The 26396-nt window shown below is 70.0% G+C and carries 29 protein-coding genes and 1 tRNA gene; 21 read left to right on the top strand and 9 right to left on the bottom strand.

The features are described from left to right. Nucleotides 1-23 precede the first annotated feature (23 nt). A complete protein-coding gene (locus ACFZ8E_RS19520; protein WP_147725060.1) occupies nt 24-491 on the bottom strand; it encodes a BLUF domain-containing protein in 468 nt (155 codons plus the stop codon). Between the two features lie 240 nt (nt 492-731). On the opposite strand from ACFZ8E_RS19520, the gene ACFZ8E_RS19515 reads away from it, so the two are divergent. The 4 genes from ACFZ8E_RS19515 (at nt 732) to ACFZ8E_RS19500 (ending at nt 6414) form a co-directional block, all read left to right on the top strand. Further along, nucleotides 732-2165: a flagellar hook protein FlgE gene (locus tag ACFZ8E_RS19515; protein ID WP_147725062.1), complete on the top strand. Its 1434-nt coding sequence runs from the start codon at nt 732-734 to the stop codon at nt 2163-2165. Nucleotides 2166-2210: 45 nt separating this feature from the next. Further along, nucleotides 2211-4058: a flagellar hook-associated protein FlgK gene (gene flgK, locus ACFZ8E_RS19510; protein WP_147725064.1), complete on the top strand. Its 1848-nt coding sequence runs from the start codon at nt 2211-2213 to the stop codon at nt 4056-4058. A gap of 10 nt (nt 4059-4068) precedes the next feature. Continuing rightward, the gene (locus ACFZ8E_RS19505) at nt 4069-5886 is read left to right on the top strand and encodes a hypothetical protein (RefSeq protein WP_405043559.1); all 1818 of its coding nucleotides are present in this window, start codon (nt 4069-4071) and stop codon (nt 5884-5886) included. A 165-nt stretch (nt 5887-6051) separates the two neighbouring features. Beyond that, on the top strand, nt 6052-6414 hold the full coding sequence (locus tag ACFZ8E_RS19500) for a porin (RefSeq protein WP_405043558.1): 363 nt from the start codon (nt 6052-6054) through the stop codon (nt 6412-6414). A 5-nt stretch (nt 6415-6419) separates the two neighbouring features. Here ACFZ8E_RS19500 and ACFZ8E_RS19495 read toward each other — a convergent pair whose 3' ends face one another. Genes ACFZ8E_RS19495 through ACFZ8E_RS19485 form a run of 3 tightly spaced genes read right to left on the bottom strand, consistent with a single transcriptional unit; the run spans nt 6420 to nt 8429 of the window. After that, a complete protein-coding gene (locus tag ACFZ8E_RS19495; protein ID WP_405043557.1) occupies nt 6420-6893 on the bottom strand; it encodes a hypothetical protein in 474 nt (157 codons plus the stop codon). Further along, nucleotides 6883-7263, bottom strand: coding sequence for a rod-binding protein (locus ACFZ8E_RS19490; protein WP_243984410.1), 381 nt, complete (start codon nt 7261-7263; stop codon nt 6883-6885). The genes ACFZ8E_RS19495 and ACFZ8E_RS19490 overlap by 11 nt, the downstream gene beginning before the upstream one ends. Before the next feature lie 35 nt (nt 7264-7298). Next, on the bottom strand, nt 7299-8429 hold the full coding sequence (locus tag ACFZ8E_RS19485) for a flagellar basal body P-ring protein FlgI (RefSeq protein WP_147725074.1): 1131 nt from the start codon (nt 8427-8429) through the stop codon (nt 7299-7301). Nucleotides 8430-8667: 238 nt separating this feature from the next. On the opposite strand from ACFZ8E_RS19485, the gene ACFZ8E_RS19480 reads away from it, so the two are divergent. The 3 genes from ACFZ8E_RS19480 to ACFZ8E_RS19470 all read left to right on the top strand — a co-directional run bounded on the left by ACFZ8E_RS19480 (nt 8668) and on the right by ACFZ8E_RS19470 (nt 9917). Next, nucleotides 8668-9093: a flagellar assembly protein FliX gene (locus tag ACFZ8E_RS19480; protein ID WP_405043555.1), complete on the top strand. Its 426-nt coding sequence runs from the start codon at nt 8668-8670 to the stop codon at nt 9091-9093. Between the two features lie 148 nt (nt 9094-9241). Next, nucleotides 9242-9318 (top strand) — tRNA-Arg (locus ACFZ8E_RS19475). 296 nt (nt 9319-9614) lie between these two features. Continuing rightward, on the top strand, nt 9615-9917 hold the full coding sequence (locus ACFZ8E_RS19470; protein WP_147859572.1) for a hypothetical protein: 303 nt from the start codon (nt 9615-9617) through the stop codon (nt 9915-9917). Nucleotides 9918-9942: 25 nt separating this feature from the next. Here the strand turns inward: ACFZ8E_RS19470 and ACFZ8E_RS19465 are convergent, their stop codons facing one another. Then, the gene (locus tag ACFZ8E_RS19465) at nt 9943-10377 is read right to left on the bottom strand and encodes a hypothetical protein (protein ID WP_405043554.1); all 435 of its coding nucleotides are present in this window, start codon (nt 10375-10377) and stop codon (nt 9943-9945) included. Nucleotides 10378-10473: 96 nt separating this feature from the next. Beyond that, nucleotides 10474-10797, bottom strand: a complete 324-nt coding sequence (locus ACFZ8E_RS19460; RefSeq protein ID WP_243934561.1) for a hypothetical protein — start codon at nt 10795-10797, stop codon at nt 10474-10476. A gap of 193 nt (nt 10798-10990) precedes the next feature. On the opposite strand from ACFZ8E_RS19460, the gene ACFZ8E_RS19455 reads away from it, so the two are divergent. Next, complete coding sequence (locus tag ACFZ8E_RS19455; RefSeq protein WP_147724686.1) at nt 10991-11230, top strand: hypothetical protein; 240 nt, start codon at nt 10991-10993, stop codon at nt 11228-11230. A gap of 10 nt (nt 11231-11240) precedes the next feature. Here ACFZ8E_RS19455 and ACFZ8E_RS19450 read toward each other — a convergent pair whose 3' ends face one another. Further along, nucleotides 11241-11483, bottom strand: a complete 243-nt coding sequence (locus ACFZ8E_RS19450; RefSeq protein WP_147724688.1) for a DUF6894 family protein — start codon at nt 11481-11483, stop codon at nt 11241-11243. A gap of 173 nt (nt 11484-11656) precedes the next feature. On the opposite strand from ACFZ8E_RS19450, the gene ACFZ8E_RS19445 reads away from it, so the two are divergent. The 5 genes from ACFZ8E_RS19445 (at nt 11657) to ACFZ8E_RS19425 (ending at nt 15742) form a co-directional block, all read left to right on the top strand. Further along, nucleotides 11657-12163, top strand: coding sequence for a GAF domain-containing protein (locus ACFZ8E_RS19445; protein ID WP_405043553.1), 507 nt, complete (start codon nt 11657-11659; stop codon nt 12161-12163). A 162-nt stretch (nt 12164-12325) separates the two neighbouring features. After that, complete coding sequence (locus tag ACFZ8E_RS19440) at nt 12326-12601, top strand: hypothetical protein (RefSeq protein ID WP_147724692.1); 276 nt, start codon at nt 12326-12328, stop codon at nt 12599-12601. Nucleotides 12602-12878: 277 nt separating this feature from the next. Continuing rightward, nucleotides 12879-14063 (top strand): YihY/virulence factor BrkB family protein, encoded by a 1185-nt coding sequence (locus ACFZ8E_RS19435; protein ID WP_243934565.1) that lies wholly within the window; start codon nt 12879-12881, stop codon nt 14061-14063. Between the two features lie 61 nt (nt 14064-14124). Continuing rightward, on the top strand, nt 14125-14556 hold the full coding sequence (msrB, locus tag ACFZ8E_RS19430) for a peptide-methionine (R)-S-oxide reductase MsrB (RefSeq protein WP_147729550.1): 432 nt from the start codon (nt 14125-14127) through the stop codon (nt 14554-14556). 265 nt (nt 14557-14821) lie between these two features. After that, nucleotides 14822-15742: a hypothetical protein gene (locus ACFZ8E_RS19425; protein ID WP_243934566.1), complete on the top strand. Its 921-nt coding sequence runs from the start codon at nt 14822-14824 to the stop codon at nt 15740-15742. Nucleotides 15743-15831: 89 nt separating this feature from the next. Here the strand turns inward: ACFZ8E_RS19425 and ACFZ8E_RS19420 are convergent, their stop codons facing one another. Further along, nucleotides 15832-16257: a L,D-transpeptidase gene (locus ACFZ8E_RS19420; protein ID WP_405043552.1), complete on the bottom strand. Its 426-nt coding sequence runs from the start codon at nt 16255-16257 to the stop codon at nt 15832-15834. 258 nt (nt 16258-16515) lie between these two features. On the opposite strand from ACFZ8E_RS19420, the gene ACFZ8E_RS19415 reads away from it, so the two are divergent. The 8 genes from ACFZ8E_RS19415 to ACFZ8E_RS19380 all read left to right on the top strand — a co-directional run bounded on the left by ACFZ8E_RS19415 (nt 16516) and on the right by ACFZ8E_RS19380 (nt 26066). Next, nucleotides 16516-17907, top strand: a complete 1392-nt coding sequence (locus ACFZ8E_RS19415) for a dicarboxylate/amino acid:cation symporter (protein WP_147728924.1) — start codon at nt 16516-16518, stop codon at nt 17905-17907. Then, entirely contained in the window at nt 17904-18830 is a 927-nt protein-coding gene (locus tag ACFZ8E_RS19410) for an ROK family protein (protein WP_243934568.1), read from the top strand. The genes ACFZ8E_RS19415 and ACFZ8E_RS19410 overlap by 4 nt, the downstream gene beginning before the upstream one ends. A 69-nt stretch (nt 18831-18899) precedes the next feature. Then, the gene (locus ACFZ8E_RS19405) at nt 18900-19910 is read left to right on the top strand and encodes a metalloregulator ArsR/SmtB family transcription factor (RefSeq protein ID WP_243934569.1); all 1011 of its coding nucleotides are present in this window, start codon (nt 18900-18902) and stop codon (nt 19908-19910) included. A 56-nt stretch (nt 19911-19966) separates the two neighbouring features. Further along, entirely contained in the window at nt 19967-20887 is a 921-nt protein-coding gene (gene metF / locus ACFZ8E_RS19400; protein ID WP_147728155.1) for a methylenetetrahydrofolate reductase [NAD(P)H], read from the top strand. A gap of 167 nt (nt 20888-21054) precedes the next feature. After that, on the top strand, nt 21055-24807 hold the full coding sequence (gene metH, locus ACFZ8E_RS19395; RefSeq protein ID WP_243948963.1) for a methionine synthase: 3753 nt from the start codon (nt 21055-21057) through the stop codon (nt 24805-24807). Nucleotides 24808-24871: 64 nt separating this feature from the next. Next, a complete protein-coding gene (locus tag ACFZ8E_RS19390; protein WP_243948961.1) occupies nt 24872-25126 on the top strand; it encodes an antitoxin in 255 nt (84 codons plus the stop codon). Continuing rightward, nucleotides 25126-25524, top strand: a complete 399-nt coding sequence (locus ACFZ8E_RS19385; protein WP_405043551.1) for a type II toxin-antitoxin system VapC family toxin — start codon at nt 25126-25128, stop codon at nt 25522-25524. The genes ACFZ8E_RS19390 and ACFZ8E_RS19385 overlap by 1 nt, the downstream gene beginning before the upstream one ends. A 95-nt stretch (nt 25525-25619) precedes the next feature. After that, nucleotides 25620-26066, top strand: coding sequence for a hypothetical protein (locus ACFZ8E_RS19380; protein ID WP_147728159.1), 447 nt, complete (start codon nt 25620-25622; stop codon nt 26064-26066). 4 nt (nt 26067-26070) lie between these two features. On the opposite strand, the gene ACFZ8E_RS19375 is transcribed toward ACFZ8E_RS19380, so the two are convergent. Continuing rightward, a complete protein-coding gene (locus ACFZ8E_RS19375; RefSeq protein ID WP_243934574.1) occupies nt 26071-26304 on the bottom strand; it encodes a hypothetical protein in 234 nt (77 codons plus the stop codon). Nucleotides 26305-26396: the final 92 nt, after the last annotated feature.

The following is a 26396-nucleotide window of genomic DNA, read 5'->3' as shown; positions in this document are numbered from 1 at the left end:
GCACCGGAATGAAATGACCCGCCTTAGATGAAGAGGTGGTCGATGCCCTGCTTGGACATCTCCTCGGCCTGAAGCGCGAGCGCCAGCGCGTGGATCGAGCTCGCCTTGGGCGTGCCGCGCTGGAACATCGGCAGCAGGTTCGCCTTGGCGAAGTGCGGGTCGGTCGTCGACGAGCGGATGCTGCTGCGGCAGGAATTGACGAACTCGCGCTTGGTGATCTCGCGCCATTCGCAGATCTGCACGTCGCGGTGGCGGTCGTCGGCGAAGATGCGGTTGAAGGTCTCGTGCACCGAGGTGCGCTCGCCCTCGATCACCTGCGCGGCGAAGTTCTGCTCGACCAGCAGGAAGCTGGTGATCACCGAGAACTCGTTCTTTTTCTGCGCGTGCCGGGTGATCTCGCCGACCTGGCCGGTGCGGACCTGCACGTCCGACGACAGGGTCAGGCGCGAGAAGTAGATCAGGTGGACGAGGCTCGTTCGCTTGGCACGCATGTGGGTCCCGAGTCCCGCGGACGACGTCGGGTTCTACCGCGCCAACGATAAGGGCCGGTAAACGCTGCCGCAGCCGGCAGAAGCTGCCGGGTCGGCGGACCGGAACGGTGGGTTTCTGCCGGGTTCGGCGACGGCGGCTCAACGATATCAAGGGCTTGGCCCTGGCACGGCGGTTGCGCGCCGATCCCCGATCAGGCGACCGCCACATGCGCGTCGCCGACCCGGGAAAGACGGCGCGCCATGGACATTTTCACCGCGTTGCAGACGGCGGTCTCGGGCCTGAAGGCCCAGTCCTACGCCATCGACAACATCTCCGGGAACATCGCGAACTCGCAGACCACCGGGTACAAGCGCATCGACACGAGCTTCGTCGACCTGCTCGCCGAGCAGACGCCGAAGCATGAGGTCGCCGGCACGGTGCTGGCCCAGTCGCAGCTGACGAACAGCCTCCAGGGCAACATCGCCTCGTCGACCGTCGCGACCAACATGGCGGTCAACGGCGACGGGTTCTTCACCGTCCAGGCCAAGACCGGGGACGCCAACGGGCAGGCCGCCTTCTCCGGCACGCCGGTCTATACCCGGCGCGGCGACTTCGCCCCGGACAAGGACGGCTTCCTCGTCAACGGCGCCGGGAGCTACCTGCAGGGCCAGAACTACGATGCGGTGACGGGTCAGGTCTCGAGTTCCGGCCCGATCAAGATCGCCAACCAGACGCTGGCGGCGAAGCCGACCACCACGATCACCTACGGCGCGAACCTGCCGGCGACGCCGGCCACGACCAACGCGTCCAAGGCCGGTGGATCCGCGCTCTACACGCCGGAGGACGCCAACGGGCTCCCGGACACCAGCGCGCTCGTCACCGCGACCGACGGCACCGCCACGGCGAACAAGCAGGTCAGCGCCGGAAACGCTCCCGCGTTCGTCAACAGCAGCATCGCCGGCCCGTCGCTGACCGCCTACACCACGACCGGCGCACCGGTTCAGGTCACCACCCGCTGGGCGAAGATCCAGGACGCCAAACTCGCGGATGCGACCACGACGCCGGCGACCGCGGCCCAGCCGGCGATCTGGAATCTGTTCTACGCCGCCGACAGCTCGGCCGACCAAACCAAGAGCGCCTGGACCAACGCGGGCAGCGGCTTCACCTTCGACAGCAGCGGACAGCTGATCCAGCCCTCCGGCGGCGACGCGACGATCACCGACATGACGGTGAACGGGACTAATCTCGGCAGCATCAACATCGCCTTCGACAAGACCACGCTGACCCAGTACGCCGCCGCGTCCGGCGCGGTGACCACGAACGCCCTGACGCAGGACGGCTACGCAGCCGGAACCCTGAACTCCGTCTCGGTCGGGACCGACGGCAGCATCATGGGCGCCTTCTCGAACGGCTCCTCGGTGAAGCTCGCCTCGGTCGGCATCGCGCGCTTCATCAATCCGGACGGGCTCAAGCCGCTGTCGAACGGGACCTACGCGCAGACGCTCGATTCGGGCGTGCCGCTGGCCGGCCTCGACGGGTCCACGATCGTGGGCGCCAGCGTCGAATCGTCGAACACGGACATTGCAAGCGAATTTTCAAAGATGATCGTTACCCAACAGGCGTACTCGGCCAACACGAAGGTGATGTCGACCGCGCAGACGATGATGTCGGACCTGCTCAACATCATCCGCTGAGGTCATGTCATCCGCACGCGGCAGTGAGAGAGGACCTCCGGCGCCATGGCTCTGAACGCCCTCCAGACGGCCACCGCCGGCCTCAAGGCGACGCAGACCGCCATCGGTCTGGTCTCGCAGAACGTCGCCAACGCGAGCACCGCCGGCTACGTCAAGCGGACGATCACCACGGTCTCGTCCGGCGTCGGCAATTCCGGCGTATCGACCGGGACGATCACGCGCAGCTTCGACGCCGCCGCCCTGAAGCAGCTCCGCCTCGAGACCGCTGGCTCCGCCTATACCAGCACCAGGGCCGACATCGCGGGGCAGGTCGACACGCTGTTCGGCACGCCGGGCAGCGCGACCGCGCTCGACGGTTTGGTCAACACCTTCACCGGCTCGCTTCAGACCTTGGCCGCGAACCCGACCTCGGCCGCCGCCCGCACGACGGTGCTCAACGCCGCCTCGGGCCTCGCCGGCAGCATCAACGGCATCGCGACGAGCGTCCAGGCCCTGCGCAGCGGCATCGAGGCGAGCCTCGGCACCCAGACCGCCAGCGCCAGCACGCTGCTGAGCGGCATCGCCGCCCTCAACGTGAAGATCCAATCGACCACGGACGATTCCACCCTGGCCGACCTGCAGGACCAGCGCGACCAGAAAATCACCGAGCTGTCCGGCTACCTGGACATCCAGACCGCCGACCAGCGCGACGGCACCGTCTCGATCTCGACCAGCTCCGGCGTGAACCTCGTCGCCGGCGGCACGGCAGCGACGCTCAGCTTCGACGGCCGCACCACCCTCGGGCCCAACTCGGCCTATTCGACCGATCCATCGAAGCGCAGCGTCGGCACCATCACGGCGACGACGCCCGGCGGCGGCAAGATCGACCTCGGCGAGCCGGGCGTGCTGCGCTCCGGATCGATCGCCGCCAACCTCGAGCTGCGCGACACGACGCTGCCGCAGGTGCAGCGCCAGCTCGACGACCTCGCCGCCGGGATGGCGAGCGCGCTCACCGACACCAGCACGACCGGCACCGCCAGCGGGGCGGGCACGGCGATCGACCTCACCGGGATGCAGCCCGGCAACACGCTGACCCTCACGGTGAAGGCCGCGAACGGGTCGATGCGCAACGTCATCCTGATCGCGTCGAAGGGCGACTCGACGTCGGTCGACCCGAGCCTGACCGACGACGGGACTGCGCAAGCGCAGACCTTCGACATCACAAAAGGCCTCACCGGCGTCCAGCTTGCGCTGGGCAAGCTCGGCGGCGGCTATGGCTCGGCGCTGTCCGCGACCGCCAGCGGCGCGACGGTCACGGTGTCGGGCAGCGGCGGCCTCAGCGTGGTGGCCGCCACGGCGACGAAGACCGCGCCGACGAGCGCGACCGACTTCTCCACCGCCTACCCGCAGATCGCGCTGTTCGTCGACGGATCGGGCAAGGGCCTGTTCACCGGGTCGTTCGATGCCGGCTCGCAGCTCACCGGCTTCGCGCAGCGCATCACCGTCAACCCGGCCCTCGGCGCCAACACCGCGGCGCTGACGGCGCCGGGACCGGCGAACACCGGGTCGAGCGCCACGCGGGCGCAATTCGCCTACGACGCGCTGACCACCGCGCAGCAGACCTTCTCGTCGTCGAGCGGGATCGGCGGCGTCGCCGCGCCCTATGCGACCAGCGTGACGAGCTTCGCGCAGGACATCATCGCCGCGCAGGGAGCGGCGGCGGCCAACGCGTCCAGCCTCGATTCGGGCCAGAGCGTCGCGCTCTCGACCGCTCAGGGCCGGTTCGCGAAGTCGGCCGGCGTCAGCGTGGACGAGGAGATGTCGAACCTCATCGCCCTGCAGACCGCCTATTCCGCGAACGCCCGGGTGCTCACCGCCGCCCGCGACATGCTCGACACCCTCCTGCGGATCTGAGGGACAGCCCATGACGACGATCAGCCCCTTCGCCGCCGGCAGCTACCTGACGACGCGGTCGACCTCGCAGCTCCTCGCGATGAAGAGCCAGCTCGACGCCCTGACGACGCAGCTCTCCACCGGCCGCACGGCGGAGACCTATGGCGGCCTCGGCGCCGGGCGGAGCAGCAGCCTCACGGCGCGCGCCACGCTGAGCGCACTCGACGGCTACGATGCCGGGATCGACGCCGCGCAGACGCGGGTCCAGCTGGCCTCCACCAGCCTGCAGCAGATCACGACGCTGACGAGCGACCTGCGCCGCGGCATCGCCACGAACCCACAGGGCGTCGGGACCACTGTCACCGCCCAGCTCGGCCGGGCCGACCTCGACGGCGCCATCGACGCCCTGAGCCAGAGCTCGGCCGGGCAGTACCTGTTCGGCGGCCGGACCACCGACACCGGGCCGGTGAAGTCGACCGACATCATCCTCAACGGCGACAGCACGACGACGCCGAAGCAGGACGGGCTCGCGACCCTAGTCGCGCAACAGAAGGCGGCCGACCTGGGAGCCGACGGCCTCGGCCGGCTCCAGCTCGGCGCGACCAGCGCCGGCAACACGTTCCAGCTGTCGGAGGACCAAGCCGACACCACCGGCGAGACGCGCGCGAATTTCGGGTTCCGCCTCGTTTCGGCGACCGCCACCGGCGCGATCACGGCCGCCGCGACGAACACCGCGACGCCCGCGACGGTGACCGGGCTCGATCATGCGCCGGTCGCCGGAGAGAGCTTCCGCGTCACGGTCAATCTCGCCGACGGCAGCCAGAAATCCTTCGACCTCACGGCGTCCGCATCCGTCCCGGCGGGTTCGACCACCGCGTTCGGCCTGTTCGGATCGCCTGCGGCCGCCGCCGCCGGGCTGAACGCTTTCGCCGCAACGCAGGGCGGCATCGTCGCCAGCGTCCAGAGCGGCAACACGCCGGCCCTGAACGCGACCTTCGGCGGCGGCGCCTATGCGGCCTACGACATCGGCCTGTCGGGCCAGCCCAAGGTCGGCGACAGCATCACGATCGAGCTGGCGCTGCACGACGGCACCAAGACCAGCGTGACGCTCACCGCGGCGGCGAGCGGCACCACGGCCACGACCGGCACCTTCGCCATCGGCGCGGACGCGGCAACCACCGCGGCCAACATGAAGGCGGCGCTGACCACCGCTTTGGGTGCGGCCGCCGCCGGCCCGCTCTCGGCCAGCTCGACCACCCGCGCCGCGGAGGACTTCTTCTCCGCCTCGACCGCCTCCGGCCAGACGCCGAAGCGCATCGATACGTCCGGCGCGACGCCGACCTACAAGGACGCCGCCTCGACCGACACCGTGATCTGGTACCAGGGCGACGCCGCGAGCACCGATCCGCGCGCCACCGCCTCGGTCCGTGCCGGCGCCAATCTCGACGTCCCGGTCGGCGCGCGCGCCAACGAGGTGCCGATCCAGAAGGCGCTCGCGGGCTTCGCCGCGCTCGCCGTCGACGGCATGGCCGATCCGAGCGGCAGCACCGTCACAGGCCGGTACGCGGCCCTGACGAGCCGGACCTCCACCCTCCTGGGCAAGGCCTCGGACGATCCGAGCCTCGAATCGATCGCCGTCGATTTCGGCCTGGCCGCCAGCACCCTGACCTCGGCGAAATCCCAGAACGCGGCGACGCGGCTGACGCTGCAGAACACCGTCGACGGCGTCGAGAGCGCGCCGATCGAGGAGGTCGCCTCCAAGCTGCTCGAGATGCAGAACCGGCTCCAGGCGAGCTACCAGATCACCTCGTCGCTCTCGAAGCTGTCGCTGGTGAACTACATGAGCTGACGCCGGCGCAGCGGGACGGATTGATCGTCGTCGATCCGGCGGGCTATCCTGCTTCGGCATGGCGCGGGCACCCGCCCGCTCGCCATCGGATCGCGCACGCCCCCCGCATGGCCCGACGCGCCGGGCAGGGGGACGTGCGGGCCGATCGAACCGCCGGGGGCCGCGATGCGTGAACAGGGAAGGCCGGCGGCGGGGCAAGGCGTCGTCGGGCAATCGCATCGCATCGCCGGCGTCATCCTGATCGCTGCGATCGGGCTGTCGCCGTGCGAGGCCCGCGAATGGGAGAAGGCGCCGCCCAAGGCGACGTCTCAGCCGTGCCCGGGATACGGCAGCGGTTTCGTGCGCGCACCGGGCAGCGCGACCTGCATGCGCCTGTCGGGCCGCGTCCGCGCCGGCGCCGACCTGAGCGCCGGCCGCGAGGTCGCCGTCGCCCCGATGGCGGCGGGGCGCTTCGCGATCGACACCCGCACCGAATCCGATCTCGGGCCGGTCCGCACCTTCGTCCGGATCGGCAACGGACGGCCGTGAGAGATCTATAGGGTGCGTGAGAACGAGAGCGGCCCGCTGGCGTTGCCGCGGCCGTAGGGGGAGGGCGCCCGCGACGGCTGGCCGTAGACGCTCGGGGTGTTGGCGCGGCCGAGGTCGGCGGCGAGCGACTTGATCAGCCCCTCGGAGACCGTCCGCGCCGTGCCGAGCACCGCCTGGTTGGCCTCGACGGCCTGCGCGAAGCGACGATGGGCGCCCTTCAGCAATTCGACGCCGGCCGGCGCGAAGCGCGCCAGCGCGACCGCGTTGGCCTTGGCCACCTCGAGCCCCTGAAGGTAGGCGCCGGCCAGGGCCGCCTTAGCCTCCGACTCGGCCAGACCCTCGCGCAGGCGGCCGACGCGGACATGGCCGGTCTCGGCGGCGAGCACGGATTCCAGCGCCTGCATGGTGGACATCACCTCGGCGACGAGGGCGTCGGCGCCGGCACGGTCGGAGACGCGGAAGGCGGGATTAAGCGGCATGGGCCGCCCCCGCGCCGGCAGCGGCGCCCCCCTGCATCTTCATCATCTCGGAAAACACCTGGTTGGCGATGCCGACGCCGCCGCTCTTCATGATCTGGCCGGCATATTCCTTGGTCAGCATCGAGCGGTAGACGCCGCCGCCGGTGCCGTTCTCGCCGAGGGGCCCGTCGGTCCCCTCCGACTGGGTCAGCCGGTCGAGGGACGATTCCAGGAACATCGACTCGAAGTCGTTCGCGGTCTTGCGCGCCTTCTTCGTGGCAGCCTCCGTCGAGGCCTGGGCGGTCTTCGAGGTCGTGTCGGCCACGGCGCCGGTGATGGCCTTGCCGACGCCGATGGCGGCGGAGACCGCGAAGGTTGCGAGCGGTAGCATCGTCTAGTGTCTCCGGAGCTTGGGGGAGGGGGGCATCACATCAGCTCGATATCGGCCTGCAGCGCGCCCGCGGCCTTGATCGCCTGCAGGATCGAGATCAGGTCGCGCGGGCCGACGCCGAGGGCGTTGAGGCCGTCGACGAGGTCGCGCAGGGTCACGCCCTCCTTGACCAGGGCGAGCTTGTTGCCGTCGCCGGTGTCGACCTTCACGCCGGTGCGCGGCACCACCGTGGTGCGCCCGTTCGAGAGCGGGGCCGGCTGGCTGACCTGCGGCTGCTCAGTGATCGTGACGGTGAGGTTGCCCTGGGCGATCGCCACCGTGGAGACGCGCACGTCGCGGCCCATCACGATGATCCCCGAGCGCTCGTCGACCACCACCCGGGCGGTCTGGTCCGGCTCGACCTTGAGCTGCTCGATCTCGGTGATCAGGCGGATCATGTTGCCGTTGTACTTGGCCGGGATCTGGATCGTAACCGTGGCCGGGTCGGTCGGCTCGGCGGTGTCGGAGCCCATGAAGTCGTTGATCGCGGCGGCGATCCGCTTCGAGGTGGTGAAGTCGGGGTTGCGCAGCGACAGCCGCAGCGAGCGGGCGTCGGTGAGCTTGAACGCGATTTCGCGCTCGATGTTGGCGCCGTTGGCGATGCGCCCGTTGGTGGGCACGCCGCGGGTGATCTTGGCGGCATCGCCCTCCGCCGAGAAGCCGGCGATGGCGACGGAGCCCTGCGCCAGCGCGTAGACCTCGCCGTCGGCGCCGAGCAGCGGCGTCACCAGCAGGGTGCCGCCCTGGAGCGACTTCGCGTCGCCGAGCGACGAGACGGTGACGTCGATGCGGGTGCCCTGCGCCGCGAAGGGCGGCAGGCTCGCCGTCACCATCACCGCGGCGAGGTTCTGCGTGCGCATCGTCGCGCCGCGGGTGTTGACGCCGAGGCGCTCCAGCATCGCCTGCAGCGACTGCTTGGTGAAGGGGATGTTGTTCAGGGTGTCGCCGGTGCCGTTGAGGCCGACGACGATGCCGTAGCCGACGAGCTGGTTGGCTCGGACCCCCTCGATCTGCGCGAGGTCCTTCACCCGCGACAGCGCCATCGCCGCCGTGCCGCCGAGCACGAGCAGGGCGGCCGCCAGGACGAGGCGCAGGAGATCGCGGATCTGGGCGTGGCGCTGGGGCATGCCGGGCTTTTCGGGGTTGCGGACCCGCACTCTCCTGCCAGCCCCGTGCCAGGCGGCCGAAAAGCGCAACCCGCTGAAAACGCTGGCCTCTCTTCGGACGCGGCGCCTTCGGGACCGATCGTGAGGCGCGCGTTCCCTGCCGACCCGGCAGCTTCTGCCGGGGCTTTTACCGCTCGTTAACCGTGTCGAACCGACACTCGGCACGGGCCCCTCCGGCCCGTCGGGAGCGATCGAAGCGATGCGTGTCGAGAATCGTCCGGGACCTCTCGGGACGACCTCCGTCGGAGGCACGCGCAGGGCCGAGTCCGGCCCGAGCTTCCAGGTCGGCTCCGGGCCGGGTGCCCAGCGCACCGCCGGCACGGGCGCGACGACCACGCTCGCCGGCCTCGATGCGTTGCTGATGCTGCAGGGCGAGCCGGACACCCCGCACGAGCGCCGCCGCCGCTCGGCGCGGCGCGGTCACGACCTGCTCGACGGGCTCGACCGGCTGAAGGCCTCCCTCCTGTCCGGCCGCGTCGCCACCCACGAGCTGCTGGTCATCGCCGGGCGCCTCTCCGAGCGCGCCGAGACCTGCGGCGATCCCCGCCTCGACGGCCTGATCGCCGACATCGAGCTGCGCGCCGCCGTCGAGCTGGCCAAGGTCGAAGCCGCGCGCGGCGTCTGACGCAAACTATCGGGGCTCGCGTCGAGCGCAAGACGCGACCCGACCGCGGCGCAGCACGGCGCGTTCGCTCCGGCGCGACCTGAGAACCGGTGACGCCCAGGGTTGACCGCAGGATGGACCCATGGCTCATACCGTCGTCGGCACCCCTGACTCCGTAGCTCAGCTGGATAGAGCAGCCGCCTTCTAAGCGGCAGGTCGTTGGTTCGAGCCCAACCGGGGTCGCCACCGCTCCGTGCGGCCGCAGACGGCGCGAGACGCTGTCGGCATCGGCACCCAATCATCGTCCGGTTCTTCGATTCGGCATCGCGTCTGCTGCCGCCTCTGCCCCGCACCGCATCGTCGACCAGGGCATCTCCGATACCTCCTTCGGACGATCGGGACCGTTGGAAGGGTTCCGCGTGAGGAAAGCCCGCGGGACTTCGCGCCCAATCGCAGAATCGACAATCATCAAAAATTAAGACAAGTCCGCCGCGATTGCGTTACTTGGGTCTCGTCAACTCAGTTCCGACTTGGAGGCACCAATGATCCCTTATCGCGTGAGCGTGCTGGCACCCAACGCCGACGACGACCGAAGCCATAAGGTGATGGTGTTCGGCACCTATGCCGACACCGATGGCGAGGCCTTGCGGACCGTGTCCGGCGCGATGCCGGACGGGTGGCGGGTGGATCGCATTGCCGGTCTTCTGTCTCGGGCCGAGGTCGAACAGCTGCGCCTCGCTCACGGCGAGGTCCGCGAAGTCTCGTCCTTCACCATCGATGGCTTGCTGACGCCCGAGGATGCGCTCTATGCCAGCCAAGAGCGTTCGCGGCCCGAAGCGCCGTGAGTGCCCGGTGAGCCGGATGGCGGGCTCATCGCGGGGCGAACACGGTGATGTTGCTATTGAGCTGATACGTTCCGGTCGGCGGCGTGTTCACGAAGCGCAGGTAGATCGGGCTCTCGCCGAGGATCGCGCCGAAGGACGGCGTGACCGGCATCGGAAAGCACTTGGCGAGGGCCGCGTCGGCCGCCTCCTGATAGTGCCGCTGCGCCTCGGCATCGCCCTTGAGCTGGCGCGCGATGATGCGCGGCGTGCCGCGGATCGCCCCCGTCTTGTCGAGGCCGAGGCGGTAGGCGAGGAGCGAGCCGTCCGTGCCCGCCGGCACCGTCCAGCACGTCGCGAGGGCGGACCGCATGTCCGCCCAGTTGTTGGCTCGCGCTCGCGCTTCGGGTTCCGCCCCGGCCGGCCCGGCGATGCCGCAGAGCACCGCCGCGGCGGCGGAGAGACGGGCGGGGACCTTTCGCATCGGCGAGCGCTCCTGTGGGAAAGGCGCCCCTTCGCGCCATCCGCGTCAACGTGCCGAAGGCCGCTCGGGCTTCACGTCCGTCGCGTTCCGCGCGCCTCACCGCTTTCCCCCTCGGATCAGCCGGAGACCGCCCATGCCCGGCGGCAGGTCGGGCGGACCCGCCCGGTCGAGGTCCGGAAAGTGGGCCTGGCACCTTGGCACGTACTGGTTGCCCCTTCGCGCGCCCGGTCGTTCCCGCCAGGGGCAATCGAGGGCGATGCGCCTCAGCACGTCCGCCAGCGGGGTCTCCGGGCCGAACTTCGCCGCAAGGCGCGCGAGGCGGTAGCTCCCGCTCCGGTGCGGGCACAGGGTGCAGGCCACCCGGACGACGATGAAGGGGTAGGCCGCGAGGCATGGGACCTCTGGCCGTCTCGGTGGCACCGCATCGACTCCCTGGCTCAACCCACGGTGAGAACGAACAAGGAACGAGGCATGCCACCATTGGTTCGGTCAAGCTCGCTCCCGACATGCCTCCGGGATCTGTCCCGGGCTTGGCCGCAGGGCGGGGCGGCGACCGGGTGGCGAACTGGTCCGGCGGATGCTTAGAGACCCGCCCGCCACCGCAGGGATGCCGATGCACTGGCCCGCCGCCTACGCCGACTTCAACGTCTTCCGTCGCCGCCGGAGGCCCGAGCTGCGCTGCGCCGTCCGGCAGGATCGTCCGGTCCCGCGCTTCATCGACGGCGCGATCTGGGAGTTCAGCGGCACGGTGGTGGGCGAGCGGCCGCCGGCCGGCTTCCAGTCGCTGGAGGCCCATGAGGCGATGCTTTCGGCCGGCTACTACCTGTTCCGGTCGCCCGGCGCGCGGAACTGATGGCGGCCCTTCACACCGCGTCCACCTCCTCGAGATCGAGCGTGAGGGTGGCCCGCATGACGACCTTGCCGTTCTGGTCCCGGACGATGGCGAGGTAGTCCTGTCGGTCCGAGACGGCGTCGAGCAGCTGGGCCACCCGCCGCATCACCTGCACCAGCCGCGCCTGCGCGGCCGCGATGTCGGGGAGGTCGAAGCCCTGGGTGTCGCGGACGAAGTTCGTTCCGTCGTGAAGGTCGATGTAGAACAGCGGCATCGCGCGCACCTGCCGTCGGCAAGGCCGCTCCGTACTACGCAGGGGGCGGCGTCCGGTACGGATACGTGGTCGCAGGTCGCACCCGGACCGTGGCGTCGTCGGCCGCGGTGAAACCTCCGCAGGATGCTTCGCATCGCGTGCACGGGAGCCGCTTGGCTGATAGGGTGCGCGCCATGGATGATGCACGCCTCGAAGAGGCTCGCGCCCGGCTCCTCACGGCCTCGTCGCTGCCCGACCTGGTGGCCGCCCTGCGGGACACCGCCCGTACGATCGCCGGCGCCGACGGCATCTCGGTGGTGCTGCGGGACGGCGAGTTCTGCCACTACGTCGCCGAGGACGCGATCCGGCCGCTGTGGAAGGGGCGTCGCTTCCGGCTGCAGGACTGCATCTCCGGCTGGGTCATGCTGAACAAGCACCCGGCCGTCGTTCCCTACATCGAAGGCGATCGCCGCCTGCCCGTCGAGGCGTATCTGGCGACGGCGATGTGCAGCCTGGTGATGATCCCGATCGGCGTGCCGGAGCCCGTGGCGGCGCTCGGCGCCTACTGGAGCGCCTGGGTCGAGCCCGACGACGCCACGGTCTCGCGCCTGCAATCGCTCGCCGACATGGCGACGGCAGCGCTCGCGCGCATGCAGCCGGTGGCATGCGGCGCCCTCCTGGAGCCAGCACTCAGCGCCTGAGCAGGACGGCCCACCTGCATCGGCGTACCGACGCGTCGCGCAGGATCGAAGCCATGGGCTGCCGGGGCGATCCCCGAAGAACGCCCGCGCTGTGCCGGAACGTCGCACCCCGACCCTGGGTTAGCAAACGCGTGGTTCACGCCGAAACCAGGGAGAAACGCCATGAAGATCCTCACGCTGGCTCTCGCCGGCACGCTGATGCTCGGGTCCGCCGCCATCGCGGCGGAGGGCGGCTCGGGTACCACCAAGTCCGGGACCATGAACAGCACCGGCCCGAACGACGCCGGTGCCGGGTCGTCCCCGGGGGCGGCCGGAAGCGGCCCGACAACGGGCGACAAGAGCCGCTCCGGAACGTCCAACAGCACCGGCGCCAACGATGCCGGGGCCGGTTCGACGCCCGGCGCATCCGGGAAGGGCACCGCCGCACCGACCCGCTGAGCCGCGGCCGACCTGAATCGGGTGCCGGGCTCAAGCCCCGGCATCCGCCTGCGATGAGACGCGCCGCCCGTGCGGACTCGACGAACGGTCGGACCGGGGATCGGCCGGCGAAGGCATCCATCCGAGCCGGTCGAACCTTCGTCACCCCCGCGCGCGATCGCGAAAGCCCGATCCGCCGCGCGGAAGACCGGCCGGCGCGGCGGGCGCCGGGGAACGCACTGCAGCAGCCGACGTTCTAGCCGGGAAGCGCGGCTGTTCGCGCCCAGGTCCTCTCAGAATGTCTACGCCCAACCCCGGTCCGAGGAGCCCGTCGTCGGAGGACGGCTCGGTCGTCTGGATCCTGATGCTGGGATCGGCGCTGATCGCCCTCGTGGCGGCGCAGACCCGGAAAGGCACGCCGGCGGTCCAGCCCGCGGCCGAGCGGGCGGTCGAGCGGCGACCGGCGCAGCGGGTGGCGCCGAGCGGGCAGGCGGGAGCGCGCTCGCATTCCGGCCGGGCGGCCCAGCGCATCGCCGAGACCCAGCCCGAGCGCGGCCGCGCCGCGACCAACCCGACCGAGATCACCGCCGCCGGCTGGAAGGACGTCGCCGTGCGCACCTTCCTCGAGTTCAACAAGGACCGGGTCCTGTCGGTGGCGGCGGGCGTCACCTTCTACACCCTGCTCTCTCTGTTTCCGGCGGTTGCGGCGCTCGTGTCCTGCTACGGCCTGTTCGCCGACGTGAACGTGATCAACGATCACCTCGCCAGCCTCCAGGGCGTGCTGCCGTCCGGGGCGATCGAGATCATAGGCGACCAGGTCAAGCGCATCGCCGCCAAGGGCGGCGGCACCCTCGGGCTGACGTTCTTCACCAGCCTGGTGCTGTCGCTGTGGAGCGCCAACGCCGCGATGAAGGCGATGTTCGACGCGCTCAACGTCGTCTACGAGGAGGAGGAGAAGCGCAGCTTCGTCATGCTGAACCTGCGCTCGCTCACCTTCACCGTCGGCGCCCTGGTGTTCACGATCTTCGCACTCGCCTCGATCGTGGTGCTGCCGGTGGTGTTCAACTTCATCGGCATCAGCGCCGGCGCCTGGTACGTCGCGGCCCTGCGCTGGCCGGCCCTGGTCCTCGTGCTGCTCGGTGGCCTGTCGCTGCTCTACCGCTACGGCCCGAGCCGCGAGCGCGCGCGCTGGCGCTGGGTCGGCGTCGGCAGCGTGGTCGCCGGCCTGCTCTGGCTCGTCGCCTCGCTGCTGTTCTCCTGGTACGTGGCGAGCTTCGGCAACTACAACGAGACCTACGGGTCGCTCGGCGCGGTGATCGGCTTCATGACCTGGATCTGGATCTCCTCGACGATCGTGCTGCTCGGCGGCGAGATCAACGCCGAGATCGAGCATCAGACCGGGCAGGACACCACGACGGGCGCGGCGCTCCCGCTCGGCGAGCGCGAGGCGCGCATGGCGGACACCGTCGGCGCGGCGGCGTGACGGGCTCGCAGCGTCAGCCCTCCGGCCCCATATCGCGCGGATCATGCATGCGGAGGACGCGATGAGCGGATCGGATACGATGTCGGCGCCGGAGACCCGGACCGAGGCCGAGTGGCGGGCGGTGCTCTCGCCCGAGCAGTACCGGGTGCTGCGCGAGCACGGCACCGAGCGCGCCGGAACGAGCTGCCTGCTGGCCGAGAAGCGTCCCGGCACCTTCACCTGCGCCGGCTGCGGCACGCCGCTCTTCGTCAACGAGACCAAGTTCGAGTCCGGCACCGGCTGGCCGAGCTTCTTCGAGCCGCTGCCCGGCGCGGTGGAGACCCAGGTCGACCGCAGCCACTGGATGGTACGCACCGAGGCGCATTGCGCGCGCTGCAAGGGGCATCTCGGCCACGTCTTCGACGACGGCCCGGCGCCGACCGGCCTTCGATACTGCATGAACGGAGCATCCCTGGCGTTCACGCCGAAGGAGCCCGGGCCGGACTCGGTTTGAGGCAGGATAGTAAACGCTATCCAAGGTCCTGCGCCGCCGCGGTCTTGATTTCGGCGGCTTTTTGCTTAGTCCCTGAGTGATCGATGGGCAGCGAAGGCCCTGTCCGAAGCGGACGTGACGCGTGCGCCGCCAGGATCGACCCGCGGGACGGCCTCGCGCTCTGCGTGTGGCGCGGCCTTTCCAGCGGTCTTCGTCGCACGGAGCAGAACGGGCCGAACGGCCGGCGGTCACCGACCGCCGGAGCGTCCTTGAGCGGAGGTTGAGTATGAGCGTCGTCCGGCGGTTTCTCGTGGCACCGGCCCTGGTGCGTCTGATCCGCAAGGAGCGCGGCGGCGCCCGTATCACCGAAGGCTACTTCGCGCCGCAGGGCGGGCGGACCTCGTTCGTCCGGGTCGACGGGCAGCAATGCCATCTCGTCCTGATCACCAAGGATGCGGAGGGCGCCTCCGCCGAGGAGCGCACGGACGTGCCCCGCGCACACGGCGACGCGCTGCTCGACGTCTGCTCCGGCAAGGCCGCCTACGACCGTACGGCGGTGTCGCTCGGGACGAAGGAGGCGGTGATCGACCGCTACGTCAGCCCGGGCAGCCTGGATCTCGTCACCGTCACCTTCGACGAGGCCGGCGAGGCGTCGGCCTTCACCGCGCCGACCTGGTTCGGTCGCGACGTGACCGAGGATGCCGCCTATGACCGCCAGGCGCTGGCGCTCCAGGGCATTCCCTCCACCGGCGAGATCGGCCTGAGCAACGCCGCCCTCGATGCCGTCCTCGACCTGATCGAGCCGCGCTTCGGCTTCGGCCGCTACGGCGCCAACGCGCGCTCGGGCGAGAAGCCCGCCGAGAAGGACGGCGTCGTCGACGCGCTGCGCCGGATCGCGGGCACCGGTGCGCCGGCCGCCGCTCCGGTGGCCGCCGCCGTCGCCGCGGCTCCCGTCGTCGAGGCGCCGCCGCCCGCGCCGGAACCGGCCGCAGCCGAGCCGGCGCCGGAGCCCGCAGCCATCCACCCACCGGAGCCGGAAGCCGCCGCCGAGACGGCGCCTCAAGATGCGCGGATCGACGACGTGATCGAGAGCCTGTCCCAGGCCCTCGGCGCCGCGATCCAGCAGCCGCAGGAGCCCGCCTCCGACGATCCGGCCTCGACCTTCGAACGCTGGACCGTCCGCCCCCGGCGCACGCAGCAGACTTGAGCGTCTGCCGCTTCGGACCCCGACGTCACCGACCTTCGAGGACCGCCGTTGCCCCCGCAGCGGCGGTCCTTCGCGTTTGGCGGGCGACCTCAGTTGCGGATGATCACGCTGGCGCCGCCATGGCTGCGGGCGAGGCCGAACAGCCGGCTGGCATGGCCAGGCGCGAGGCGGATGCAGCCGTGGCTGGCGCGCCGTCCGAGATGGCCCACCGCGTAGGTGCCGTGGATCGCGTAGCCGCCCCGGAAGAACATTGCGTGCGGCATCGGCGAGCCGTGATACTTGTGCGAGCGCCACATCGGTGCCATCAGCCCGACCCGGAAGTTGCCGTTCGGGGTGACGTAGCCGTTCCGTGCGGTCGAGACCGGCCAATCGTGCGAGAGCGCCCCGTCGACGTAGACGCGCATGCGTTGGCGCGACTGGTCGATCTGGGCGACGATGCCTGCGCTCGCGGGAACGACGAGGGCCAGGCTCAGGAAACCGCTCGCGGCGGTGAGGACGGCACGGACGAGGGGCACGACGAAGCTCCGGTGATCGGAAAAATCGGCCGACGGACGCGGACGTCCGGCGTCGACTTCGACGCGACCGCGATGACTTCAGTGCCCACTGTACTCTGCCGCGAAAAGACCATTTTTCCTGTAGGAACAGGTTTTTGTCACACCTTCGGCGTGTCGAAATACTCAGCCGCCGTTGAGGCCCGAAGCCAACTTCGCTAGCCTCCGGCCAAATGGGAGGGTGCACGGCAAGCGTGCACGGGCGAGATCATGGCGCAGGCGATGCACGGTTCGACGAACGTAGCGGTGACCGAGAAGGCGATACGCCCGGATCCCTGGTACAAGGTGCTCTACATCCAGGTGCTGATCGCGATCGCGCTCGGCATCCTGCTCGGCTACCTCAGCCCAGATTGGGGCAAGTCGATGAAGTGGCTCGGCGACGGCTTCATCGCCCTGATCAAGATGATGATCGCGCCGATCATCTTCTGCACCATCGTGCACGGCATCGCCTCGATCGGCGACCTGAAGAAGGTCGGCCGCGTCGGCCTCAAGGCGCTGATCTATTTCGAGGTCGTCTCGAGCTTCGCGCTGCTGATCGGCATCATCGTCGGCGAGGTGGTCCGGCCGGGCGCAGGCTTCGGCGCCGACCTGTCCAAGCTCGATGCCAAGGCGGTCGAGGGCTACGCCAGCAAGGCGGCCGCCGACTCCACCGTCGCGCACATCCTCGGCCTGATCCCGAAGAGCTTCTTCGACGCGATGGCGACCGGCGACCTGCTGCAGGTGCTGCTGATCTCGATCCTCACCGGCTGCGTGCTGACCGGGATGGGCGCCAAGGGCGAGGCGATCACCCACGGCATCGACGCGGCCGGCCAGGTGTTCTTCCGCATCATCGGCCTGATCGTGAAGCTCGCTCCCATCGGCGCGTTCGGCGCGATGGCCTTCACGGTGGGCCAGTACGGCATCGGCAAGGTCATCGACCTCGCCTGGCTGGTCGGCACCTTCTACACCACCTCGCTGCTGTTCATCTTCGTGGTACTCGGCGGGATCGCGGCCTTCTGCGGCTTCTCGATCTTCAAGTTCCTCGCCTACATCAAGGACGAGCTCCTGATCGTCCTCGGCACCTCCTCGTCGGAGACGGTGCTGCCGCACATGATGACCAAGATGAAGCGCCTCGGCGCCTCGGATTCGGTCGTCGGCCTCGTGATCCCGACGGGCTACTCGTTCAATCTCGACGGCACCAACATCTACATGACGCTCACGACGCTGTTCCTGGCGCAGGCGGTGGGCGCGGACCTGACCTTCGGGCAGTACGCGACGATCTTCCTCGTCGCGATGCTGACCTCGAAGGGCGCCTCGGGCGTCACCGGCGCGGGCTTCATCACCCTGGCGGCGACGCTGGCCGCGATCCCGGGCACCCCGGTGCCGGTAGCGGCGATGACGCTGGTGCTCGGCGTCGACAAGTTCATGTCCGAGTGCCGCGCGCTGACCAACCTGATCGGCAACGGCGTCGCGACCGTGGTCGTCTCCCGCTGGGAGGGCGAGCTCGACAAGGCCAAGCTCAACCAGGTGATGGCGCACCCCGTCTCGATCGGCACGCACATCTCCGACGAGACGCCCGAGCCGATGACGGTCGAGAGCAATCCGCGCGCGCCGAAGGTCGCCGCCGCGGAGTGATCGCATCGCATACCGGGGCGGCCCACCGCCTCGGCATCGATCTCGGAGGCACCAAGACCGCCGGCATCGTCCTCGATGCCGGCGGTCGCGTTCTGGCCGAGGCCCGCGTTCCGACACCCCGGAACGATTACGCCGGCACGGTGCGGACGATCGCGGACCTCGTCGCCCGACTGGAGGCGAAGGCGGGCGGCACCTGCACGGTCGGCGTCGGGATGCCGGGCGCGATCTCGCCGGCCACCGGCCTCGTGAAGAACGCGAACTCGCACTGGCTCAACGGGCAACGGTTCGGTGCCGACCTCGAGGTCGCGCTCGGGCGGTCCGTCCGCATCGAGAACGACGCGAACTGCCTCGCCGTGTCCGAGGCGGTCGACGGCGCAGGCGCCGGGGCGAGCCTGGTCTGGGCGGTGATCCTCGGGACCGGCGTCGGATCGGGCATCGCCTGGGATCGGCGCCCGCTCGCCGGCCGCGGCCGCATCGCCGGGGAATGGGGCCACAACCCGCTGCCGCGGCCCGGCGACGACGAGCGGCCCGGGCCGGCCTGCTATTGCGGACGTCGCGGCTGCATCGAAACCTGGGTGTCGGGGCCAGGCCTCGCGGCCGACCACGCCCGCCGCACCGGGGTCGCAATCTCGGGCGAGGCCGTGGTCGGGGCGATGCGCGAGGGCGACGTCGTCGCGACAGCGACCTTCGCCGCCTATCTCGACCGGCTCGGCCGCAGCGTCGCGCACGTGGTCAACATCCTCGATCCCGATGTCGTCGTGATCGGCGGCGGGCTCTCGCGGGTCCCGGAACTGATCGCCGGCCTGCCGGCGGCGACCGCACCGCACGTCTTCTCGGACCGCTTCGACACGCCGATCCGCGAGAGCCTGCATGGCGACGCCTCGGGCGTGCGCGGTGCGGCCTGGCTGTGGAACGCCGGATAGCCCGGCGCTCGCCCGCGACGCGCGAAAAGGTACTTGTCACCGGCCGCGATCGGACATAAAGATATCTTTATGTCTAACGATCGCGCCAGCCCGACGGCACCGGTCTCCTTCCCCGACGCGCTGGGCGTGTTGCGGGCGGCGGCGGAGGAGACGCGCCTGCGCATCCTGGCGCTGCTGTCCGAGGGCGAGCTCTCGGTCTCCGACCTCACCGACATCCTCGGCCAGTCCCAGCCGCGGATCTCGCGTCATCTCAAGCTCCTGGTCGAAGCCGGGCTGATCGAGCGCCATCGCGAGGGGGCATGGGCGTTCTTCCGGCTCGCGGAGACCCGCGCCGGCCTGGTCGACCCGCTGATCGCCGGCCTGTCGCGCGACGGCGCGCCGTTGTCCGAGGATCGTGCCCGCCTCGACGCGGTCCGCAGCCAGCGGGCGGAGACCGCAAAGACCTTCTTCGCGCGGCTGGCACCGAAATGGGACGAGCTGCGCTCGCTCCACGTGCCCGAGGCCACCGTCGAGGCGGCGGTGCTCGCGGCTTTGGGCAATCGTCCGGTCCGCAGCCTGATCGATCTCGGGACCGGCACCGGGCGGATGCTCGGGCTGCTGGCGCCGCTCGCCGGCCGGGCGACCGGGCTCGATTCGAGCCACGCCATGCTCTCGGTCGCGCGCGCCAACCTGGAACGGATGGGGTTGGCGCGGGTCGACCTGCGCCAGGGCGACATCCACGCCCCGCCCTTCGCCCGCGGCAGCTTCGACCTCGTGGTGGTGCATCAGGTGCTGCATTACCTCGACGAGCCGGCGCGGGCGCTGCGCGAGGCCGCCCGCCTCGTGGCGCCGGGCGGCCGCCTGCTGGTGGTCGACTTCGCCCCGCACGACCTCGAGTTCCTGCGCGAGTCGCAGGCCCACCGCCGTCTCGGCTTCGCCGCCGATCAGGTCTCGGGCTGGCTGTCCGAGGCCGGGCTCGACACCGTGGTGACCCGCGACCTCGCGCCGACCGAGCAGGCCCAGCTCACCGTCACCCTCTGGCTCGCGGCGGACGGCCGTGTCGCCCCCGAAGCCATCCAGCCCGAACGCGCCGTCGCCTGAGGCGGCCGACGCCCTTCCACGATCGTCTGAACCGAACGACATTGAGGACGAAGCCCATGCCGAACGCCAACCGCCACCGCGCCAGCCGCGACGGCTACCACCCGATCCGCGTCTCGATCGAGTTCTTCCCGCCGAAGACCGAGGAGATGGAGAAGATCCTGTGGTCCTCGATCGAGCGGCTGGCGCCGCTCGGGCCGAAATTCGTCTCGGTGACCTACGGGGCCGGCGGCTCGACCCGCGAGCGCACTCACAACACCGTGGCCCGGATGGTGACCGAGAGCGGCCTCAAGCCGGCTGCCCACCTGACCTGCGTGGACGCGACCCGCGACGAGATCGACGCGGTGGTGCAGTCCTACTGGGATGCCGGCGTGCGCCACATCGTGGCGCTGCGCGGCGATCCCGCCGAGGGCGTCGGCCACGCCTATCGCCCGCATCCCGGTGGCTACGCGCAGACCTCGGACCTCGTCGCCGGCATCAAGCGCATCGGCGACTTCAAGGTCTCGGTCTCGGCCTATCCCGAGAAGCACCCCGAGGCCGCCTCGCTCGACGCCGACATCGACGCGCTGAAGGCCAAGGTCGACGCCGGCGCAGACCAGGCGATCACGCAGTTCTTCTTCGAGAACGACGTCTACCTGCGCTACGTCGACAAGGTGCGCGCCGCCGGCATCGACATCCCGATCATCCCCGGCATCCTGCCGGTGCAGAACTTCAAGCAGGCCGCCAACTTCGCCCGCCGCACCGGCGCTTCGGTGCCGTATTGGCTGGCGGCGCGCTTCGACGGGCTCGATGGCGACGTCGAGACCCGGCGGCTGGTGGCGGCGGCGGTGGCGGCCGAGCAGGTGCTCGACCTCGTCGACGAGGGCGTCAACGACTTCCACTTCTACTCGATGAACCGCTCCGACCTCGTCTACGCGATCTGCCACCTGCTTGGCCTGCGCGCCCAGGCACCGAAGGTGGCGACGGCGAAGGCGGCCTGATCGATCGACCTCCCGTCATCCCGGGGCGCCGCGGGCGCGCCCGGGATCCAGACGCGCGAACCTTGCCGACAAGTCTTTGACGGCAGCCGAAACCGGCCTTCCGGACCCGTCGCGGTTCTGGATTCCGGGCTCCGCTGCGCGGCCCCGGAATGACGAGTGAGACATCCATGACCGACCTTCGTCCCGTCGACGGCACCGAGATCGAAGCCGCCCTGCGCCAGCGCGCGCGGGAGAAGATCCTCGTCCTCGACGGGGCGATGGGCACCGTGATCCAGCGCCTCGGCTACGGCGAGGCCGACTTCCGCGGCGAGCGCTTCAAGGACCACGCCCACGACCAGAAGGGCAACAACGACCTGCTGATCCTGACGCAGCCCGATGCGATCCGGCAGATCCACCTCGACTACTTCCTCGCCGGCGCCGACGTCTGCGAGACCAACACCTTCTCCGGCACCACGATCGCGCAAGCCGATTACGGCATGGAATCGGTGATCCACGAGCTGAACGCGCAGGGCGCGCGCCTCGCCCGCGAGGCCGCCAAGCTCGCTGAGGAGCAGGACGGCCGCCGCCGGTTCGTCGCCGGCGCCGTCGGCCCGACCAACCGCACGCTCTCGATCTCGCCGGACGTGAACAACCCCGGCTACCGCGCCGTGACCTTCGATCAGGTCAAGCAGGCCTATGCCGAGCAGGTCCGCGGCCTGATGGACGGCGGCGCCGAGCTGATCCTGATCGAGACGATCTTCGACACGCTGAACGCCAAGGCGGCGATCGCCGCCACCTGGCAGGTGTTCGACGAGCGCGGCGTCACCCTGCCGATCCAGATCTCCGGCACGATCACCGACCTGTCCGGGCGCACCCTGTCGGGCCAGACCCCCGAGGCGTTCTGGAACGCGCTGCGCCATTGCCGGCCGCTGACCTTCGGCCTCAACTGCGCGCTGGGCGCCCGCGAGATGCGCGGCCACATTTCGGAGCTGTCCCGCGTCTGCGACACGCTGGTCTGCGCCTACCCGAATGCCGGCCTGCCCAACGAGTTCGGCCTCTACGACGAGAGCCCGGAGGCGATGGCCAAGCTCGTCGCCGAGTTCGCCGAGGGCGGCATCGTCAACATGGTCGGCGGCTGCTGCGGCACCACGCCGGACCACATCCGCGCCATCTCCGAGGCCGTCGCCGGCAAGACGCCGCGGGTAATTCCTGAGATCGCGCCGCTGATGCGCCTATCCGGCCTGGAGCCGTTCACGCTGACGAAGGAGATCCCCTTCGTGAACGTCGGCGAGCGCACCAACGTCACCGGCTCGGCCAAGTTCAGGAAGCTCGTCACCGCCGGCGACTACGCCGCCGCCCTCGACGTCGCCCGCGACCAGGTCGCGGCCGGGGCCAGCATCATCGACGTCAACATGGACGAGGGCCTGCTCGATTCCGAGAAGGCGATGGTCGAGTTCCTCAACCTGGTCGCCGCCGAGCCCGACATCGCCCGCGTGCCGGTGATGGTCGATTCCTCGAAGTTCCACGTCATCGAAGCCGGCCTGAAGTGCATCCAGGGCAAGGCGATCGTGAACTCGATCTCGATGAAGGAGGGCATCGAGAAGTTCGTTCACGACGCGAAGGTGTGCCGCTCCTACGGCGCGGCCGTGGTGGTGATGGCCTTCGACGAGGACGGCCAGGCCGACACGCTCGAGCGCAAGGTCGAGATCTGCACCCGGGCCTACAAGGTGCTGACCGAGGAGGTCGGCTTCCCGCCCGAGGACATCATCTTCGATCCGAACGTGTTCGCGGTCGCGACCGGCATCGAGGAGCACAACGGCTACGGCGTCGCCTTCATCGAGGCGACCCGCATCATCCGCGAGACGCTGCCCCACGCCCACATCTCGGGCGGCATCTCGAACCTGAGCTTCGCTTTCCGCGGCAACGAGCCGGTGCGCGAGGCGATGCACGCGGTGTTCCTGTACCACGCGATCAAGGTCGGCATGGACATGGGCATCGTCAACGCGGGCCAGCTCGCGGTCTACGACCAGCTGCCGGCGGAGCTGCGCGAGCTGTGCGAGGACGTGGTCCTGAACCGGCGCGACGACGCCACCGATCGCCTTCTGGAGGCGGCCGAGCGCTTCAAGAGCGGCGCCTCGGCCCAGGCCAAGACCGCCGACCTGACCTGGCGCGAGGGCACCGTCGAGAAGCGCATCGAGCACGCGCTGGTCAACGGCATCACCGAGTACATCCTCGCCGACACCGAGGAGGCCCGCCAGGGCGTGGCGCGGCCGCTCCACGTCATCGAGGGCCCGCTCATGGCCGGCATGAACGTAGTCGGCGACCTGTTCGGCTCGGGCAAGATGTTCCTGCCGCAGGTGGTGAAGTCCGCCCGCGTGATGAAGCAGGCGGTGGCCTACCTCGAGCCGTACATGGAGGCGGAAAAGCTCGCCAACGGCGGCGACGGGCAGCGCCGCGCCGCCGGCAAGGTGCTGATGGCCACCGTGAAGGGCGACGTCCACGACATCGGCAAGAACATCGTCGGCGTGGTCCTGGCCTGCAACAACTACGAGATCATCGACCTCGGCGTGATGGTGCCGGCGACCAAGATCCTCGAGGTCGCCAAGCGCGAGAACGTCGACATCGTCGGCCTCTCCGGGCTGATCACGCCGTCGCTGGACGAGATGGTGCACGTCGCCGCCGAGATGGAGCGCGAGGGCTTCGACGTGCCGCTGCTGATCGGCGGCGCCACCACCAGCCGCGTCCACACCGCGGTGAAGATCCACCCGTCCTACCAGCGCGGGCAGGCGATCTACGTCACCGATGCCAGCCGCGCGGTCGGCGTGGTCTCGAGCCTGATCTCGAAGGAGACCCGCGGCGGGGTGATCGAGAAGGTGCAGGCGGAATACGCCAAGGTCGCCGACGCCCACGCTCGCTCGGAGCTCGACAAGCAGCGCCTGCCGCTGGCCAAGGCCCGCGCCAACGCGTTCAAGATCGACTGGACCGATTACGCGCCGAAGAAGCCGAGCTTCACCGGGACGCGCGTCTACGGCTCGTACGAGGTGGCCGACCTCGTGCCCTACATCGACTGGACGCCGTTCCTGCAGACCTACGAGTTCAAGGGCCGCTACCCCGCGATCTTCGAGGACCCGAACCAGGGCCCGGCGGCCAAGGCCCTGTTCGAGGACGCGCAGGCGATGCTCAAGCAGATCGTCGCCGAGCGCTGGTTCAACCCGAAGGCGATCCTCGGCTTCTGGCCGGCCAACGCGGTCGGCGACGACATCCGCCTCTACACCGGCGAGAGCCGCTCGGAGACGTTGGCGACCTTCCACGGCCTGCGCCAGCAGCTGTCGAAGCGCGACGGGCGGCCGAACACCTGCCTGTCGGACTTCGTGGCGCCTGCCGAGACCGGGATCGCCGACTACGTCGGCGGCTTCGTCGTCACGGCGGGCCTGGAAGAGGTGCGGATCGCGGAGAAGTTCGAGCGCGCCAACGACGACTACCGCTCGATCCTGGTCAAGGCGCTCGCCGACCGCATCGCCGAGGCGTTTGCCGAGCGCATGCACGAGCGCGTGCGGCGCGAGTTCTGGGGCTACGCGGCGGACGAGACCTACACGCCGGAAGAACTGGTGCGCGAGGAATACGACGGCATCCGCCCGGCCCCGGGCTACCCGTCGCAGCCCGATCACACCGAGAAGGTCACGCTGTTCGACCTGCTCCAGGCCGAGCGCCGCATCGGCGTGAAGCTCACCGAATCCTACGCGATGTGGCCGGGCTCGTCGGTCTCCGGCCTCTACCTCGCCCACCCGAAGGCGCACTACTTCGGCGTCGCCAAGGTGGAGCGCGACCAGGTCGAGGACTACGCGATGCGCAAGGGCATGGACCTGCACGCCGTGGAGCGCTGGCTCGGACCGATCCTCAACTACGATCCGGCGCGCTACCTGGCGGTGGCGGCGGAGTAGGCCGCCTCGACTTTGCGGCTCCGGCCTCCCGATCTATCCTCGTGACGGACATCGGGAGGTCGGCATGTCGAACATCGCGAAGATCATCCGATCGGACGGGGAGGAGGCGGTACAATTGCCGCCCGGTTTCCAGTTCGAGGGCGACACGGTGCGGATCCGACGCGACGGCGAGGCGGTCATCCTCGAACCGATCGTGGATGAGTGGGCTTGGCTCGAAGCCATCGCCGTCAAGCTCGACCCTGACGTCCTCGATGCCATCCTGAAAGCCACGGATGAAGATGTGCCGCAGCAAGACCGCCCGGCGCTCGACGAACTCTGATGCTCTATCTGCTTGATACCAATGTCGTAGTGGCTTTGCTGAAGCAACGACAACGGGTTTGGGAGCGGTTGCGAGCACATCGGCGGCGCGATTTCGGCGTTTCGGCGATTGTTTCGCACGAGTTGTTCTTCGGCGCCTATCATGGTGATCGCCAAGACGAAACGCTCGCCGGGATCGATGCCCTGCGCTTCCCCGTGATCGATTTCACCGTCGCCGACGCCCGCCAGGCCGGCGAGATCCGTGCGGGCCTCGCCGCGGCCGGAACGCCGATCGGCCCCTACGACGTCCTGATCGCCGGGCAGGCGCTCGCGCGCGACGTGACGCTCGTCACCCGCAACGTCCGCGAATTCTCGCGCGTCCCCGGCCTGCGGGTCGTGGATTGGGAAGGCGGCGCATAAGCCGGCGCCTGTGTCCCGGCGGAGCTTGACCGGGCGGCCCTCGCGGCTTCAATGCCCGTGCGGGTCGTCCGCGGGTCGGTTGCGTGGAGACGGGTATGAAGCGGCTGGCGTTTGTCATCGCCGTCGCGACGGGCCTCGCGGTCACCGGATGCACCGGGTTTTCCCACATCTCCAAGACCTATGTCAGCCTGACGCCCCAGGTCGTGACGATTTCCTGCAACGACCCGTACGAGGTCTACGACCAGCGCCAGCAACGGCGGATGCTGATCGTCTCGAACGCGGTGCGCGAGTTCACCGGCTGCGGCATCGGCGACCGCTATGCCGACCGCGACCCCGGCGAGACGCGGGCGGCGCGCTTCCGCCTGGCGGCGCGGACCTACCTCGACGAGACGGTGCGCGAGGATTGCAGGATCACCGGCGAGACGGTGTTCACCGACCTGCAGACCGAGTTCGTCTACGCCTGCGGCGCCCCGATCGAGCCGCGCACCGCGAAGGTTCCGCGCCTGCCCGGGCGCACCAATCCCGGCATCGGGCTGCGCTGAGCCGCTATCGCTTGGCGGGCTGCGGGAAGCTGCGCTCGGCGGCGTCGCCCGAGGCGGCGAGCAACGTGCGGGCGAAGGCGCGCGCCTCCGCCCGGCTCAGGCTAAGGATGGCGGTGACCGGCTTTCCGTCGAGGTCGGGCAGCCCGAGCTCGAGGCGCACGCCGTCGCCCGCCGCCGCCGCGGACAGGCTCCAGCCGCGTTCGCCCGCGGGGCCCGGTTCCTGCTCCGGATCGCTCATCGTCGTGCATTCCCGTTCGGTCGCCGTCCTGCATGACCGATCGCGCCCGCGGAGGCCAGAGCCGGCGCCGGGCTTTATCGAGGCGGCCGCCC

The sequence above is a fragment of the Methylobacterium sp. HMF5984 genome (assembly GCF_045033435.1).
Taxonomy (GTDB): Bacteria; Pseudomonadota; Alphaproteobacteria; order Rhizobiales; family Beijerinckiaceae; genus Methylobacterium.
This window is presented reverse-complemented; position numbering and strand designations above follow the sequence as displayed.